The organism is Methylorubrum zatmanii (genome assembly GCF_014845115.1).
GTDB classification, from domain to species: Bacteria; Pseudomonadota; Alphaproteobacteria; order Rhizobiales; family Beijerinckiaceae; genus Methylobacterium; species Methylobacterium zatmanii.
In genome coordinates, this window is the sequence record NZ_NKUI01000053.1 from 1 (window position 1) to 16,487 (window position 16,487).

14 protein-coding genes are annotated in these 16,487 nt (G+C 68.2%); 5 read left to right on the forward strand and 9 right to left on the reverse strand.

Going from position 1 to position 16,487, the window contains the following annotated elements; genetic code table 11:
- On the forward strand, positions 1-914 hold a 914-nt coding region (locus tag MZTS_RS07605; protein ID WP_192282986.1), incomplete at its 5' end, for a histidine kinase dimerization/phosphoacceptor domain -containing protein.
- 490 nt (positions 915-1,404) lie between these two features.
- On the opposite strand, the gene MZTS_RS07610 is transcribed toward MZTS_RS07605, so the two are convergent.
- Together MZTS_RS07610 and MZTS_RS07615 are read right to left on the reverse strand one after the other, a co-directional pair.
- The gene (locus MZTS_RS07610; protein WP_192282988.1) at positions 1,405-1,671 is read right to left on the reverse strand and encodes a hypothetical protein; all 267 of its coding nucleotides are present in this window, start codon (positions 1,669-1,671) and stop codon (positions 1,405-1,407) included.
- A gap of 145 nt (positions 1,672-1,816) precedes the next feature.
- On the reverse strand, positions 1,817-3,787 hold the full coding sequence (locus MZTS_RS07615; protein WP_192282990.1) for a cytochrome C oxidase Cbb3: 1,971 nt from the start codon (positions 3,785-3,787) through the stop codon (positions 1,817-1,819).
- 287 nt (positions 3,788-4,074) lie between these two features.
- Here MZTS_RS07615 and MZTS_RS07620 point away from each other — a divergent pair, with 287 nt between their 5' ends.
- On the forward strand, positions 4,075-4,818 hold the full coding sequence (locus tag MZTS_RS07620; RefSeq protein ID WP_192282992.1) for a sigma-70 family RNA polymerase sigma factor: 744 nt from the start codon (positions 4,075-4,077) through the stop codon (positions 4,816-4,818).
- A gap of 45 nt (positions 4,819-4,863) precedes the next feature.
- Here the strand turns inward: MZTS_RS07620 and MZTS_RS07625 are convergent, their stop codons facing one another.
- Positions 4,864-5,703, reverse strand: coding sequence for a class II glutamine amidotransferase (locus MZTS_RS07625; RefSeq protein ID WP_192282994.1), 840 nt, complete (start codon positions 5,701-5,703; stop codon positions 4,864-4,866).
- Positions 5,704-5,846: 143 nt separating this feature from the next.
- Complete coding sequence (locus MZTS_RS07630; RefSeq protein ID WP_192282996.1) at positions 5,847-7,616, reverse strand: N-acetylglutaminylglutamine amidotransferase; 1,770 nt, start codon at positions 7,614-7,616, stop codon at positions 5,847-5,849.
- Between MZTS_RS07630 and MZTS_RS25155 the strand changes: the two genes are divergently transcribed.
- Positions 7,552-8,076 carry a hypothetical protein gene (locus MZTS_RS25155; protein WP_246482041.1) on the forward strand — a complete coding sequence of 175 codons (525 nt, stop codon included), beginning with the start codon at positions 7,552-7,554 and terminating at the stop codon, positions 8,074-8,076. The two genes, MZTS_RS07630 and MZTS_RS25155, sit on opposite strands and share 65 nt — an antisense overlap.
- 34 nt (positions 8,077-8,110) lie before the next feature.
- On the opposite strand, the gene MZTS_RS07640 is transcribed toward MZTS_RS25155, so the two are convergent.
- Together MZTS_RS07640 and ilvN are read right to left on the reverse strand one after the other, a co-directional pair.
- Positions 8,111-8,755, reverse strand: coding sequence for a glutathione S-transferase family protein (locus MZTS_RS07640; protein WP_192283000.1), 645 nt, complete (start codon positions 8,753-8,755; stop codon positions 8,111-8,113).
- Positions 8,756-8,822: 67 nt separating this feature from the next.
- The gene (gene ilvN, locus MZTS_RS07645) at positions 8,823-9,365 is read right to left on the reverse strand and encodes an acetolactate synthase small subunit (RefSeq protein WP_192283002.1); all 543 of its coding nucleotides are present in this window, start codon (positions 9,363-9,365) and stop codon (positions 8,823-8,825) included.
- Positions 9,366-9,460: 95 nt separating this feature from the next.
- Here ilvN and MZTS_RS07650 point away from each other — a divergent pair, with 95 nt between their 5' ends.
- Positions 9,461-10,348 carry a class I SAM-dependent methyltransferase gene (locus tag MZTS_RS07650; protein ID WP_192283004.1) on the forward strand — a complete coding sequence of 296 codons (888 nt, stop codon included), beginning with the start codon at positions 9,461-9,463 and terminating at the stop codon, positions 10,346-10,348.
- A gap of 50 nt (positions 10,349-10,398) precedes the next feature.
- Here MZTS_RS07650 and MZTS_RS07655 read toward each other — a convergent pair whose 3' ends face one another.
- The 3 genes from MZTS_RS07655 to MZTS_RS07665 all read right to left on the reverse strand — a co-directional run bounded on the left by MZTS_RS07655 (position 10,399) and on the right by MZTS_RS07665 (position 14,735).
- A complete protein-coding gene (locus tag MZTS_RS07655; RefSeq protein WP_192283006.1) occupies positions 10,399-12,174 on the reverse strand; it encodes an acetolactate synthase 3 large subunit in 1,776 nt (591 codons plus the stop codon).
- A gap of 341 nt (positions 12,175-12,515) precedes the next feature.
- Complete coding sequence (locus tag MZTS_RS07660; RefSeq protein ID WP_192283008.1) at positions 12,516-13,997, reverse strand: protein adenylyltransferase SelO; 1,482 nt, start codon at positions 13,995-13,997, stop codon at positions 12,516-12,518.
- A gap of 234 nt (positions 13,998-14,231) precedes the next feature.
- Positions 14,232-14,735, reverse strand: a complete 504-nt coding sequence (locus tag MZTS_RS07665) for a YciE/YciF ferroxidase family protein (protein ID WP_009867088.1) — start codon at positions 14,733-14,735, stop codon at positions 14,232-14,234.
- Between the two features lie 283 nt (positions 14,736-15,018).
- On the opposite strand from MZTS_RS07665, the gene MZTS_RS07670 reads away from it, so the two are divergent.
- The gene (locus MZTS_RS07670; protein ID WP_192283010.1) at positions 15,019-16,311 is read left to right on the forward strand and encodes an MFS transporter; all 1,293 of its coding nucleotides are present in this window, start codon (positions 15,019-15,021) and stop codon (positions 16,309-16,311) included.
- Positions 16,312-16,487: the final 176 nt, after the last annotated feature.

Below are 16,487 nucleotides of genomic sequence, written 5' to 3' on the forward strand. Positions count from 1 at the left end.
GCAGAGCGCGCAGGGCGGGCGGGATCGATCTCATCGCCCTCGACCATCACATGCCGGACCGGACAGGCCTCGATCTGCTGCCCGCCCTGCGCGCTCTGCCCGACGCGCCACCGGTCATCTACGTGACGGGCTCCGAGGACAGCCGGGTCGCGGTGGCCGCTCTCAAGGCCGGCGCGGTCGATTACGTCTGGAAGGATCTGCAGGGCCAGTTCCGCGAGCTTCTGGGCGAGGCTGTCGACACCGCGCTTCGCCAGGAAACCCTGCGGCGCGACAAGGAGCGCGCCGAGGCCGCCGTGCGGGAGGCGCGCGACCGAGCGGAACTGCTGCTGCGCGAGGTCAATCATCGGGTCGCCAACTCACTGACCCTGGTCGCGGCCCTGGCCCGCATGCAGACCAATGCGGTGGTGGATCCGGCGGCCAAGCTGGCGCTCGAAGAGATGCAGGCGCGCATCTCCGCCATCGCCGGTATCCACCGACGGCTCTACACCTCACAGGACGTGGAAGCGGTCGAACTCGACGCCTATCTGGCGGGTCTGGTCGAGGAGCTGCAGCTGTCGATGAGAGCGTCGGGCCGCGACCACGCGATCCGCCTTCAGGCGGAGCCGATCCGGCTCGCGACCGACAAAGCGGTTTCCCTCGGCGTCGTCGTCACCGAACTCGTCACCAACGCCTACAAATACGCCTACCCGGCGGAGATCCAGGGTGAAATCCGGGTTCAGGTCATGCGCGACGGCCCGGATACGCTCTCCCTTACCGTCGAGGACGACGGTATCGGCTGGACCGGGAAGGGGGAAACGAAGGGCACCGGCCTCGGCTCGCGCATCATCCGAGCGATGGCGTCGAACCTGCGCTCCGTGCTGACCTACATCCCCGGCCCGGCCGGGACCCGCGCCGTCCTGTCGTTCCAGACCTGAGGGGACCGTACCGGATCCGGTTGATCGCCTCGGGGTCTGCTACATTCCGTCATCGTGAGGCGAAGCCGAAGCGATCCGGCGGCGCGCCCTTTCCGGACAGCGCAACGGCTTGGATGGCCACGGCTTCGCCTCGCCATGACGTAAGCCGATATGGGATCCGCTCGATCGGAGCGGCCCCGTATCGGCCAGCCCGCGCGGCGCCTGAGCGAAGCCCGAATCCGCCATCCCGAAGGGATCGACCGGATTTGGTATGAGACCGAAGCCGTCAAATGAAATCATGAATTTCCCTCACGCGATGAACCGCTCGGGCCGAGGCCGGTTGCCCATGAAGCAGGCGCCGATCCCCGCTGTTTTCGAGACCCCTCTGTTTCTCCCGAGACTCATCCCCGCCCGGCCCCGCCGGCGCGGGCTTCCTTTGTGAGGGAACGGACGAGCCCCGGACTGTCCGTCGTGACATGCCGGAGAAGGCCGCCGCGCCCTCCACCGACACTCAGAACCGGCGGCAGCGGGGCGGCCCGTCGCCGGAGAGGGAAGCGGTCACGACATGCCCGCCCGCAGCCTCACAGACCGATCGGAACGATTTCTCGGGCCGGTGAAAGCTCCAGATCGCGATCATCGGCGCCACCATGATGAAGACGGTCATGCCCATGATGAAGGTCGGAAACCATGCCGGCGCGCCCCGTGGCGGCGGCTCGGGCCGGATCGGCGGCATCGGTGCCAGGAAGGCCAGAAGCGGAAGCCAGTCCGGAACGCTCATGGTATCGCTCTTTCGCCGGTGGCTGTATCGGCGAGATCCTCGAGGAAGGGCCATCGAACCCTTTCGGGGTTAACACGGCCGACGGAAATCGGATCACATCGGACGGGCAGGGATCGTGGGCGGTGCCTCGCGTCGCTCACCCTCGTCACGGCACCGGCACGGGCATGGTCAACCGGTCGACCGAGAGCAGGTAGGCGACCAGCGCCGCCTGATCCCCCTCGGAGAACCCGGCCTGCGCATCCGCCCAGTAAGGGTGCCCCTCACCGGTCACACGGGCCATGCGCGCCTTCCCGGACGCCGCATTGGCCGCGACGACCCTCCCCCGCAGGTCGCGGTCGATCAGGGCTCGCAGGCTGTTGGCGGGATCGGGCGAAATGCCCGCATCCAGCGTCCCCGGAACCCCGAGCTGCTTGTCCGCATCGAGCCCGACCGCGACGCCGGAATCGTGGAGATAGGGTGCGCTCCAGGCGAGCCCGACCAGATTCGGTACCTTGTAGCCGCCCTTCGTCCCGGCATGGCCCCAGGCGAGCTGCACCTGCTTCAGCGCCGCGCCATCGAGGGGAATCGGAACGGTCCTGGCGTCCGCTGGGGGCGGGAACGGGGTGTCGGTGGCGAAGATCTCCGGCGGGGCGAGGCGAGCCTCCATTCTGACCGTCGCGTGCGCCCGGCTCGGCTGCGTCCCGATTTCCTCGATGGGAATGACGCGATTGTTGGTGAGCGCCGGCCCCGCATGGCAGCCGGCGCAGCCGGCACGTTCGAAAGCGGCGCGGCCGCGTTTCACCTGCTCGGCGCGGCCCGCATCGGTCGGGACCTCCGGCGGCCGCAGGAGGTTCTGGAACGCCGACATGGCGTTGTTGGCGTAGTTGACCGGCTCGCCCGGTACCGAGGCGAGCAAGCCGTTATCCGTCATGTAATTGGTGGCGGGGAAGCTCGGGAGAACCGCGTAGCTGTTGAGGCCGGGCGCGCCCGGCGTCGGGTCGGCGGCCTCCAGCACCTCGGTCGGCCTCCTGCCGGAGGCGGGATCGTAGCGCAGCACCTCGGCCGCGGCGCCCTGAAGCACGGTGCCGAGATAGACCTGCGGATCGAGACCGAACAGGGTCTTAGCGGCCCGCGTCTGCTGGGTGGTGTCGGAATTGGCGGCGTGAACGTTGTTGTTGAGCGCCGACAATCCCTTGAACGGGCCGATCCCCGCCCGGCCGCTCCAGCTATAGGGTTCGCCATAGGCGGAGAAGCTCGACGGGATCGAGGTCGGGTTGGTCTCGCGGTCAGCCGAGGAATCGAAACTGCCGGCGGGCCAGCTCGCCACCTCCACCTTGGCCGCAGCTTCGAACGCCGCGCGATCCGGAAGCGCGGTTTTCATCCCGTCTTCCGTCGTCACGCTGCGGGATGGATCTCCCGGATGGGCGGCGGGATCGGCGCTGCCATGCATGAAATAGGCGCTCGCATTGCTCGCGAGCGCCATCAGCAGGCCGGCATTGAGGTCGGTATTGGGAGCGCCCTCAACCACTTTGCCCGAAGCCGGATCGACGGCGGCGTGGCAAAGCGCGCAGGTGATGCCCATCCGCAGGCGGCCACGGTCGTAGAAGGTGCGGATGCCGAGGATGAAGGGCGAACCGCGGGGCACATCGAGGCCGGTGGGGACCAGCTCCCCCTTCTTCCAGGTCCGGTCACCCACGGTCACGTCCCGGGCCATCCGCACCCGGAGATTCGGAGTACCTTCGCCCTTCAGCAGCAGGAGGGCGCGGGCGACTTCGTAGGGCGTCAGGCCGCCATCGAGCATGCCCATCACATCAGAGAGAAACACCTCGTTGCCGAAGGTCTCGCGATAGAAAGCCTCCCGGCCACGCTTCACCAGAGCCGCGTCGATGGCGACGGCCCCCCTGTCCGGGGCAAGGGCGGCCCGGCCCTCCGGCGTCTGATTCAGCCGCTCCGCCTCATCACGCAGAACACGGCGACCGAGGACATCGTAGGCGGTCTCCATCGCCGAGCGTCCGGGATTGAGCAGCCCGCCGTCGTCGGGCATCGGCGCATAGCTGAAGCGCGCCAATGAACCGACCGCGACAGCGACGCCGACGAAGGCTGCGGAGGCAATGAAAACACGTAGCGGCCAGCCCATTCCGACGGTCGGTCCATGATGCGGTGCGGTGAAAACGTACAGCGGGACAACCGAATTGCGGCGTTATCGTTCGACGCGACTGAAAAATAACGTAAGCTATGTTGATTTTTGTTCCTTACGCCCCAGCAACGCCTCAAGGTTGCTGGCCGCGATCCATTTTAGGGGACATTGAAAGCCTGTTTCAGGCTCCGATAATCTATGTTGGCGCAGGGTGGAGCAATTCGCGGGAGAAGTTCGCCGAGGGGGCATCGATCCCTGCTCGAGTCCGTGATCCACCACAGGACCTGATGCCAGACACCGCTATCCTTGACTCTGCCCCGCCGGATGGCGAGGCACCTGCGCTTCCCATGGACGTTCAGCTGCGTCTCGGGACTCTCCTCGCCGAAGCCTATGCACGAATGCCGGGCAATTCGGTTTCCGAGGCTGGCCGCTTCGACGCCCTGCTGGCCCGGTTGGAGACGGTCCTCGTCGCCCAGGAGGGCAAGGACGAGGAAGCATTCCGAACGGCGATCATCGACATGACGCCGCGGCTCTACAACTTCGCGATGTCCCTGACGAAGAATCCGTCCGCCGCCGACGACCTCGTGCAGGATACCTTCCTGAGGGCGTGGCGCAGCCGCTCGCGCTTCACCGTCGGCACCAATCTCGGCGCGTGGCTGTTCACGATCATGCGCAACGCCTTCTACTCGCGCCACCGCAAGGAAGTGCGCGAGGTGGCCGACAGCGACGGCGATTACGCGGAGCGTCTGGCCGCCGCGCCGGAGCAGGCCGGCCATGTCGACCTGATGGATGCGCAGACGGCTCTGGCCAAGCTGCCCCTGCCGATGCGGCAGGCGCTGATCCTCGTGGCGATCGAGAACCTCAGCTACGAGGAGGCGGCCACCGTCATGAATTGCCGCATCGGCACGGTGAAGAGCCGGGTCTGGCGGGCGCGGGAACAGCTCGCCCAAATCCTCGGCTACAACGCCGCCGATGTCGGCTCCGACAGCATGACGCTCTCGGCCGTCGGCGGCTCGACCTGGATGACGTAGCCCTCTCTCGGGAATGGCGCCGGCTCTGCCCGGCGCCGTCCCGGGTCACGCGGTCATCTGCAACTGAAACTGCGGAAGGCCGGATTGGCGGGCTAGCCCGAACTCCTTGAGCGACAGCACCGCGACCGGCTCATCCCTGCGAGCGATCACGACGCTGTTGTCGGGCACCGGCGTCCAGGTGGCATGTTCCTTGTCGAGCGGCTCGGAGACCACGACGACGCCATCGGCGGATTGCCGGTAATACATGCTGTTGGCCGCGTCGTTGGCGGCGTAGCGGAAGGCGTAGAGGTCGCGCCCGTCGGCGAGCGCCGCCGTGAAGCGGAACGGGTGGCCGCCCTCGATGCCGCCGACGAGATCCGTCACCCTGGCGAGCGCCCGGGCTGTCGCCGTGATCGGGTCGCGCCTGGTCTCGGAGGCCATCAGCCCTTGGCCCAGGATCGCCAGGAACAGGGCCTCCGAATCCGTCGTCCCGTTGCGCGACGAATAGAGTTCGTCCGGGATCAGCGCTTCGATCGGCCGGCGCAGCCGCGACCAGTCGCCGACATAGCCATTGTGCATGAACAGCCAGGGGCCGCAGGCGAAGGGGTGGCAGTTCGGCCGGGTGATCGGCGTGCCGGTCGCCGCCCTCACATGGGCGAAGAACAGGTGCGAATGCAGGTGGCGGCAGATGTAGCGCAGGTTCTCGTCGGACCAGGCCGGCTGTACCTCGCGGAAGCGGCCGGGCTCCGGGTGATCCCCGTACCAGCCTAGGCCGAAGCCGTCGCCATTGGTGCTCGCGGTCGATTCGAGCGCCTTGATGCTCTGCGAGACCAGCGAATGCGCCGGTTCGGTGACGTAGTGCTCCAGCGGGATCGTGCGGCCCCGGTAGGCGATCCAGCGACACATCTCTCGGGTTCTCCCCAACCGCGCATTCTCGTCCGCCGCCCTTCAGGGACGATCGTGGAGAATCCGCGTCACCTTAAGCGCAACGGCCCGCGCTGCGGGCACGCGTGCAGCGCGCGTCACGCCTCCAACGCAGGAGGCGCCGATCAGATGCCGTGGGATTGCAGCCACGCTTCCAGCAGGGCGACCTGCCAGAGCTTCGAATTGCCCTTCGGCGTCAGGGTCCCATCCGGGTCGGCGAGCAGGCGATCGACGTAGTGGCGGTTGAAGATCCCGCGCTGGCGGGCGGCGGGGCGGTCGAGGACGTCGCGCACGAAATCCATGAACGGCCCGCGGATATGCTTGAGGGCAGGAACCGGGAAATAGCCCTTCGGCCGGTCGATCACCTCCGCCGGCACCACGGCGCGGGCGGCCTCCTTGAGGATGGACTTGCCGCCATCCCGCACCTTGAGTTCCGCCGGGATGCGGGCGGCGAGTTCGACGAGTTCGTGATCGAGGAAGGGGACGCGCGCCTCCAGGCCGCAGGCCATGGTCATGTTGTCGACCCGCTTCACCGGGTCGTCCACCAGCATGATCCGCTGGTCGAGGTCGAGGGTCTTGTCGATGGCGCTGGCACTCTTCGATTCGGCGAAGAACCGGGCGATGTAGTCGCGGCTGTAATCCGCATCGACGAAATCCGGCGCCAGGGCCTCGCGCATCTCGGCATGGTCGCGGTCGAAATAGGCCCGGGCGTAATCGGCGGTCGGGTCCGTCGAGCCCATCAGCTTCGGATACCAATGGTAGCCGCCGAACACCTCGTCGGCGCCCTGGCCGCTCTGGATCACCTTCACATGCTTGGCGACCTCCTGCGACAGCAGCAAGAACGCCACCGCGTCGTGGCTCATCTGCGGCTCGGCCATGGCGTGGATCGCGGCCGGCAAGGCGTCGAGGGTGCGGGAGCCGTCCACGACGAGCTTGGTGTGATCGGTCGCGAAACGCTCGGCGATGATGTCGGAATATTTGAACTCGTCGCCTTCGACCCCGTTCACCGCGTCGAAGCCCACGGAGAAGGTTTTGAGCCCCGCCTGACCGTTCTGAGCGAGAAGGGCGACGATGACCGACGAGTCGAGCCCGCCGGACAGGAGCACTCCGGTCGGGACGTCGGCGATCTGGCGGCGGGCGACGGCGGTGGCGAGGGAATCCAGCACCGCCGCGCGCCAATCGCCCTCGGTCATGAAGCGGTCTTCCGCCCGCGGCCCGACGACGAGCGACCAGTAGGTCTCCTCCTTGCGCGACCCGTCGGGTTCGAAGGTCACGGTGGTGGCGGGGTGGAGCTTCCGCACGCCCGCGAGGATCGTCAGCGGCGCCGGCACGCCCGCGTGCCAGCTCATGTAATGGTGCAGGGCAGCCTTATCGATGCTGGTATCGACCTCACCGGCGGCAAGAAGGGCGGGCAGCGAAGACGCGAAGCGGAAGCGCCGGCCGCTCTCGGCATAGTAGAGCGGCTTGATGCCGAGGCGGTCACGGGCGAGCGTGACGCGGCCCGTCTCACGCTCATGGACCGCGAAGGCGAACATGCCGAGGAAGCGCTTCACGCAGTCACGGCCCCAGGCATGGAATGCCTTGAGCACGACTTCGGTGTCGCTGCCGGAGAAGAAGCGATAGCCCTTGGCCACGAGCTCTTCACGCAGCTCCCGGTAATTGTAGATGCAGCCGTTGAAGACGACCGAGAGGCCGAGTTCGGCGTCGACCATCGGCTGCTGACCGGCTTCCGACAGGTCGATGATCTTGAGGCGGCAATGGCCGAACACCACCGCGCCCTGACCGTGAAGGCCGCCCGCATCGGGGCCACGGGGGCGCAGAACCGCCATCATGGCGCTGACGGCGCCGGGATCGGCCGGTCCGCCGAAATTGATCTCACCACAAATTCCGCACATCGACGCCGGCCGTCCTCGTCGTTTCTCGGGTCACGCAAACCTGAGCGGCAAAACCGGAAAGCCGCCAGCCTGTTCCCGAAAGCGCGCGCATGGCTGCTGTGACCGGTGGCGCGAAACCCCTTCGAGCCCCCGGATTTTCACTGATTTGCAGACCGGAATATCCTGGAAGGAGATCCGATTACCGGCGCAAACTGTAATGGGACAGAAAAGGACAGCACCGAACCGAATCATCGGCTATATTGGCCGCATGAGCAGTGCTGAAACCGTCATCGAGATGCTCAGACGGCATGTCCGGGAGGGTGCCAGACATATTGCCAATCAGCATCTGCTCATCGCGCGGCTGAAGCAGCACTCTCTGCCGACGGAAGACGCCGAAGCGCTCCTCGTGACTTTCGAACAGCTTCAGCGCCAGCACGAAGACCATCTCGCCCGCGTCGAGGCGGAGGCGTCGTCCCGGTAGACGAAAATTCGGGCGTCGTGAGCGGGGAGGGCGCTCAGGCCGGCAGGGTCAGCCCTTCGCGAGCGAAGGCTGCCCGAACGGCGGGGCGACCGGCCATCCGCCGGGCATGGGCAGTCCAGGCCGGGAAGCGGTCCGGCATGTCGAACCCGACGACCGGGCCACGTGCCCAGAGCCAGAACACCATCAGATCGGCGTCGACGACGCTGTATCGCTCACCCAGGGCCCAACCGCCGTTCGAAAGCCTCACCTCCGTCATGGTGCAGAGGTCACCGAAGGTCTCGGCGCCTTTGGCGCGTATGTCGGGGAAGGCCGACTCGTCGGCGCTATAGCGCTCGGGGCGGCGGACATGAGCGTAGGCGACGTGGTGGGAGCTCGACAGCCAGGCCAGCCATTCGTCGGCGATGGCCAGTTGGCGCGGATCCTCCGGCAGGAGCCCCGCTTCCGGATGGGAGCGGGCGAGGTGGCGCAGGATGGCTGGATTCTCGGTCAGCACCCAGCCCTCCTCGTAGAGCGCCGGCACGCGCCCGCGCTCGTTGACCGCCAGATATTCCGGCGCGCGCTGATCGCCCTTGGCAAGGTCGAGCCGGACCGTCTCGAACGGCAGCCCGATCTCCTCCAGCACGATATGGGCGGCCAGCGAGCAGGCGCCGGGGGCGTAGTAGAGGGTGCGGGCGGTCATGGAAGCTCCCTTTGCCAGCCACAATCGGCGCCCATCGGACGAGGCGCCGATCGCGGAGAGAACGCCGTTACAGCGGCTCGGCACCGCGTCCCATCGCGGCGATGCCGGTGCGGGAGATCTCGACTAGGCCGATCACCGTGAGCAGGCGGATGAACCGGTCGATCTCCTCGGTCGCGCCGGTCAGCTCGAACACGAAGGAATTCAGGGTGGCGTCGAGGGTGCGGGCGCCGAAGGCGGCGGCGAGCCGTAGGGCCTCGCTGCGGTGCTCGCCGGTGCCGGCGACCTTCACGAGGCACAGCTCACGCTCCAAAGCCTGCCCCTGGAGGGTGAGGTCGACGACGCGGTGCACCGGCACCAGCCGGTCGAGCTGTGCCTTGATCTGGTCGATCACCGCGTTGGTGCCGGTGGTGACGATGGTGATGCGCGAGATGTGCCGCGCCTCCTCTGTCTCGGAGACGGTCAGGCTCTCGATGTTGTAGCCACGGCCGGAGAACAGGCCGGCGATGCGGGCGAGCGCGCCGGGCTCGTTGTCCACGATCACCGCCAGGGTGTGGCGGTTCACGGTCTCGACACGGGTGGGCTCGGGATAGTGGGTGTTCATGGCGTTCATGTCGCAGCGTTCCTCGTCTCAACCTCTCTTGCACCGCCCCGGACCCGCGCCGAGGCGCTGGACCCGCCTCCCGGCGGCGTGATACCGGCCGCGCCATGGATCGGCGTCAGCGTGTCTTGAATCTCGTCGTGCCGCACGGCCGAACCGGCGTCGAGATCGGTCCCCTCACGCATCCCATCGTCCTCAAGAGCGAGGGCGATGTCCTCTACGCCGACCATCTGCCGACGGAAGAGCTGCGGCGCCAGTACAGCGGCCATCCCACCCTCGGCCCCGCCGGCATCGACGGCATCGTTCCCGTCGACGTGGTGCTGGGGGAGGGCGGTTTGGCCGAGGCCCTGGGCGCGCGCGGCCCGGTCGATTACATCGTGGCATCCCACGTCGTCGAGCACGTTCCGGACCCGGTCCGCTGGCTGCGCGAGGCGGGCGACGCCCTGCGCGAGGGCGGCGTGTTCTGCCTCATCGTGCCGGACAAGCGCTTCACCTTCGACCATTTCCGCACGCCGACCAGCACCGGGGAACTCGTCGCCGCCTCGCTCGCCGGCCTGCGCAAGCCGCCGGTGGCGATCGTCTACGAGCATTTCGCCCGCGCGACCCTGGTCGATGCCGGTGCGATCTGGCAGGGCCGGCCGGTGCGGACGAAGCCGGTGAGCGGCGGCCCGGCGGAAGCCCTCGGCATCGCCTCGGGCATCGCCGCGACCGGCGCCTCCGTCGACGTTCACTGCACGGTCTTCACCCCGTACAGCTTCGCCACCGTCCTCGCCGAACTGATCGGCCTCGACCTGCTGCCGTTCGAATGCGCCGCCCTCGAACCGACGCGCCTGCGGGAAGACGAGTTCTTCGTGCTCCTGCGCAAGCGCACCGATGGGACGGCGGCGCAACGCGCGGCCTCGGTGCCCCGCCTCGACCCCGACCGTCACCATGCGCTGCCGCGTCCGGGCTGGGCCGCCCGGCTCGCCGGCCGGTGGCGCCGGGCGCTTGCCTGAGGAAAGCGCCGGCACCGCCGGTTCGATCGAGCCGGGCATGACCGGCCTCGTCAGACCAGCATCTTGCCTTCGGCCGAGATGACGTCGCCGAGTTCCACCCCGGTCTCGCCGAGATAGTCCGACAGCAGCATCTCGTTATGCGCCTTGCCCGAGGGAATCATCGGGAAGCAGTTCTCGGTCTTGTCGACCACGCAATCGAAGATCACCGGGCCGTCATAGGCCAGCATCTCCTGGATCGCGGCGTCGAGTTCGCCGGGCTTCTCGCAGCGGATGCCCTTGGCGCCGTAGGCCTCGGCCAGCTTCACGAAGTCCGGCAGGCTCTCCGAGTAGCTCTGCGAGTAGCGCGAGCCGTGCAGCAGCTCCTGCCACTGGCGCACCATGCCCATGTACTCGTTGTTCAGGATGAAGATCTTGACCGGCAGACGGTACTGCACCGCCGTCGACAATTCCTGCATGTTCATCAGGATCGAGGCTTCACCCGCGATGTCGATGACGAGCCCGTCCGGGTTGGCGAGCTGCGTGCCGATGGCGGCGGGCAGGCCGTAGCCCATGGTGCCGAGGCCGCCGGAGGTCATCCAGCGGTTCGGCTCATCGAACTTGAAGTACTGCGCCGCCCACATCTGGTGCTGGCCGACCTCGGTGGTGACGAAGGTCTTGCGATCCTTGCAGGCCTCGTAGAGGCGCTGCACCGCGTATTGCGGCTTGATGATCGTGCCGGACGGCCAGTAGGCGAGGCAGTCGCGCGACTTCCAGCGGCTGATCTTGTTGAACCAATCCTCCATGCGTCCCTTGTCGGGCTGCTTCGGCAGCGCGCGCCACTGGGCGAGCATCTCCTCCAGCACCGCCGCGCAGTCGCCGAGGATGCCGACATCGACCTTCACGACCTTGTTGATCGAGGAGGCGTCGACATCGACGTGGATCTTCTTCGAGTAGGGCGCGAAGGCATCGAGGCGGCCGGTGATGCGGTCGTCGAAGCGCGCGCCGATGCAGATCATCACGTCGCAATCGTGCATCGCGAGGTTGGCCTCGTAGGTGCCGTGCATGCCCAGCATCCCGAGGAACTTGTCGTCGGAGGCTGGGAAGGCACCCAGACCCATCAGCGTCGAGGTGACCGGGAAGCCGGTCTCGGCGACCAGCTCACGCAGGAGGCGGGAAGCTTCCGGGCCCGAATTGATGACGCCGCCGCCGGTATAGAAGACCGGCCGGCGCGCACCCGCCATCAGCTCGATCGCCGCGCGGATCTTCTCGGAATCGCCCTTGACCGGCGGGTTGTAGGTCTTGTGCCCGTTCTGCGTCGGCCGGCTGTAGACGCCGGTGGCGAACTGCACGTCCTTCGGCAGATCGATGACGACCGGGCCGGGACGGCCGTGGCTCGCGACGTAGAACGCCTCGTGCAGGATGCGCGGCAGGTCCTCGATCGATTTCACGAGGTAGTTGTGCTTGGTGCAGTGGCGCGTGATGCCGACCGTATCGCATTCCTGGAACGCGTCGGAGCCGATCAGGTGCGTCGGAACTTGGCCCGTGACGGCGACGAGCGGGATCGAATCCAGCATCGCGTCGGTCAGGCCGGTGATGATGTTGGTGGCGCCGGGGCCGGAGGTGACGAGGACGACGCCGACCTTGCCGCTGGAGCGGGCATAGCCCTCCGCCGCGTGGACGGCGCCCTGCTCGTGGCGCACCAGCACGTGCTGAATCGTGGTCTCGTCGAAGAGCGCGTCGTAGATCGGAAGCACGGCACCGCCCGGATAACCGAACAGGGTGTCCACCCCCTGATCCTGGAACGCCCGGATGACCATCTGGGCCCCGGTCATGACCTCGCCGCTCATCGACTCCTCCATCAATCCGTTCTTCGTGTTCCGATCCGCATGTCGGCCCGTTGGATTTTGCGCAATAAAAAAGGGCCCCGAGGGACCCTGCATGCGCCACCGACCGGGCCTGCCGGGCTTGTCCTCAAGCCCGCCCCGTCCGTGGCGCTTCCACTACGATAAGAACCGTGCGCATCGTCGATCCATTCGCCGCTCCCCGCCGATATTCGGCAGGTGAGGGGCGCGGAGTAAGCGATGGGCGCCCTCCCGTCAATCCGTCTGCGTTATGTTTCCGGCACCGAGCGCATCCGGCCGACGGCTCCAACCGCTCGAAGCCGCGGGCGGCTCGGGCGAACCGGGGATCATGTCCCGCAGAAGGTGCGGTAGCCGCGCCCGCCGCCCTCCGGCGGCTCGGCATAGCGGGCGAAGTCCGGCTGGTCGTCGTAGGGATGCGCCAGAACCGCCAGCAGGGTTTCGAACGGTCCGAAATCCTGCCGCTCGACGGCGGCCTCGATCATCTCTTCCACCCGGTGGTTGCGCGGGATGAAGGCCGGATTGGCGGCGCGCATCGTCCGACGGAACGAGGCCACCTCGCCCGGTTCGTCGGCGAGCCGCCGGTGCCAGCCTTCGGCCCAGCGGTCGAAGGCGGTCGGATCGATGAACAGGCTGCGCACCCCCTCGGCCGCCCTCGGACCCGCTCCGGCTTCCGGCAGGGCGTCGCCGAGGCGGCGGAAGGTGAGGGTGAAGTCGGCCTCGTTCTCGGCCATGGTCTTCAGGAGGTCCCCGGCGAGGGCGGCGTCGCCCTCGCGCGCCGTCGTCAGCCCGAGCTTGCGGTTGAGGCCGCCGTGATAGGCGGCCTCGAACAGGCCTGCGAAGCCGCCGAGGGCCGCCTCGGCCTCGGAGACGGCCTTGTCCTCCTCCTCGGCGAGCAGGGGCAGCAGCGCCTCGGCGAGGCGGGTGAGGTTCCACAGGGCCATCCGCGGCTGGTTGCCGTAGGCGTAGCGCCCGTGCCGGTCGATCGAGCTGAAGGCGGTGGCCGGGTCGTAGGTGTCGAGGAAGGCGCAGGGGCCGTAATCGATGGTCTCGCCGGAAATCGACATGTTGTCAGTGTTCATCACCCCGTGGATGAAGCCGACCGTGAGCCAACGGGCCACCAGTTCCGCCTGTCGGCGGATCACGCCTGCGAGCAGCGCGCGGTAGGGGTTCTCCGCCTCCGCCGCCTGCGGATCGTGCCGGGCGATGGCGTGGTCGGCCAGAGCGCGCAGGCCCTCCACGTCACCGCGGGCGGCGAAGAACTGGAACGAGCCGACACGGATATGGCTCGACGCCACCCGGGTCAGGACGGCGCCGGGCAGCACCGTCTCGCGGATCACCCGCTCCCCGGTGGTTACAACGGCGAGCGCCCGCGTGGTCGGGATACCGAGGGCGTGCATGGCCTCGCTGACGCAATATTCCCGCAGCACCGGGCCGAGGGCGGCACGTCCGTCGCCCCGGCGCGAGAACGGGGTCGGACCCGAGCCCTTGAGCTGGATGTCGCGCCGCCCCCCATCCCGGCCCACAACCTCCCCGAGGAGGATGGCACGCCCGTCGCCGAGTTGCGGCACGAACTGGCCGAACTGGTGCCCGGCATAGGCCGCGGCCAGCGGCTCGGCTCCCTCCGGAACCCGCCGCCCAGACAGGATCTCCGCGCCTTCACTTTCGAGCCGGTCGGGATCGAGGCCGAGTTCGAGAGCCAGCGGCCGGTTGAGCCGCACCAGCCGGGGCGCCTCGACCGCCGTCGGCGCCACCCGCGCGAAGAAGCGGTCGGGCAGGCGCGCATAGCTGTTGTCGAAGGGAAAAAGCATGGGGGGGACCGGATCGGAAAAGATGTCGGTGTCAGGCGTAGACGATCGACCCGGATTGCGTCACGTCGCGCGGGGCCGGATCGCCTCAGGGTCTTTCGGGCGGTGGCGGCGAATGTGGGCCCGGCGGCGGGTCCGGCCGGGGATGTTCGGTCCCCGGCACGGGTCCCTGAGGCGGGGGCTTGGACGGCGGTTCGGGCGCTTCCCCATCCGGCGAACTTCCGCTCCCGGTCATGCTCAGGCAGCCTTCTGGTTCACCTTGCTCTCGGCGAGCGCCGTGAGCTTGCGGTCGGTGGCCTTCTCCTCGTCGAGGGATTGCTGCAGCACGGCGGCGCAATCGTCGCGACCGAGCCGTTTCGCCCAGGCGACCAGGGTGCCGTAGCGGGCGATCTCGTAATGCTCCACCGCCTGCGCCGCCGCGAGCAGGGCCGCATCCATCACCTCCCGGTCGGCGATCTCACCGGCGGTGTCGTCGGCTTCCCGGACGATGCCGTCGATGGCTGGGCAATCCACCGCCTTCGGCTTGTGCCCGTGCATCGCGAAAACTCGCTCCAGCCGCTCGATCTGCCCCTCGGTCTCGCGCAGATGCGTCTCGAATCCCTGGCGCAATTCGGCGGCCGTGGCCTTCTCGATCATCTTCGGCAAGGCTTTGGCGATCTGGTTCTCGGCGTAATAGACGTCCTGCAACGTGTGCACGAAGAGGTCGTCGAGAGATTTGATATCCTTCGTGAACAGACCCATGGCGGCCTCCTCCGACGATGCCGGGGACCGCATGGAATCTGTCCCCGCGTAAGAGGAAGCCCGGCGGCGCTGCGCCGGTTCCGGTTCTGCGGCGTGCCGCGACAGGTTCGCGCCGCCAGCCGCCCCAGGCTCCGGGCGGCGCGGCCGCAGGCCGCTATCCAGGGCGCCGCGACTTCGGTACGGAAGCCGCCATCCGCCGATCCGGCACCCGAGCCGGGCGTCGTCCGTGCGGGCGGCCCGCCTGAAGCGGCATCGCGGACGAACCAGGGACGAAGGCGAACGGATGGCTGATGCGCTCGCGGGCAAGGTGGCGCGGCGCCTGCTGCCCTTCCTGATGCTGTGCTACTTCTTCGCCTATCTCGACCGGGTGAATGTCGGCTTCGCCGCGCTCACCATGAACCGGGATATCGGCCTCTCGGCCTCGGCCTACGGCTTCGGCGCGGGCCTGTTCTTCCTCGGCTACGTCGCCTTCGAGGTGCCGAGCAATCTGATCCTGGAGCGGGTCGGCGCACGGCTCTGGATCGCCCGGATCATGGTGACCTGGGCGCTGGTCTCGGCCTCGACCGCCTTCGTCGTCGGCGAATGGTCGTTCTATGCCGTGCGCATCCTGCTCGGACTGGCCGAGGCCGGCTTCTTCCCCGGCATCATCCTCTACCTGACCTACTGGTTTCCGGCCCGGCAGCGCGCCGGCATCGTCGGCACCTTCATGATGGCGGTGCCGCTCTCGGCCGCGATCGGCGCACCGCTCTCGGGCCTCGTCATGAGTGGGGCGGACGGAGCCCTCGGCCTAGCGGGCTGGCAATGGCTCTACCTGCTGGAGGCGGCCCCCAGCCTGCTCCTCGGTGTCGCAGCCCTATTCGCGCTCACCGACCGGCCGGAGGCCGCCTCCTGGCTGAGCGAGACGGAGCGGGCGACCCTCGTGGCCCGGATGGCGGAGGATCATCGCTCCCGGCCGGGCCGGACGGCGCATCTCGGGCGTGCCCTCGTCGCTCCGCGCATCCTCGGCCTCGGCCTCGTCTATTTCGGGCTCAGCACCGGCGTCTACGCGGTCGGCCTGTGGCTGCCGCAGATCGTCAGCGCCTTCGGCTTCAGCCTGGTGGCAACGGGCTTCGTCATCGCCATCCCCTACATCGTGTCGGCCCTCGGCATGGTCGCCTGGACCCGCCGCTCCGACCGAACCGGCGAGCGGCGCCGGCACACGGCGATCCCCACCATCGGCGCTGGCCTCGCCCTCCTCGCCGCGAGCCAGGCCGGAACCCCGCTTCTCACTATCGTCGCGCTGAGCCTAGCCGCCCTCGGCATCTTCGCGGCCCTGCCGACCTTCTGGACCTTGCCGACCAGCCTCCTCAGCGGCAGCGCCGCGGCGGGGGGCATCGCCCTGATCAACGCGCTGGGCAGCATCGGCGGCTTCGCCGGCCCGGCCATGATGGGCTGGATCCGCGACGCCACCGGCCGGTTCGATCACGCCCTCGCCGCCGTCGCCGCCGTGCTGATCCTGGCGGGATGCCTGGTCCTGCGCCTCGGCCGGGATGTGGAGCGGGGCACCGTCCCGTCGCCACACCCGGATCCGGCATAAGGCGCGACCGGAACCACCGCCGCCGACCGCGTTACCCGTTCAGGGACGAACGGAGGACGGGATGGAAGGCGGTTTGATCTGGCTCGGCATCATCGCCGGAATTCTGGTGTTGAGCGGCGGGGGCTATCTCTTCGCCGCCTGGGCGAAGACCCGCCGGAGGCAGCGGTGAAGTGCCT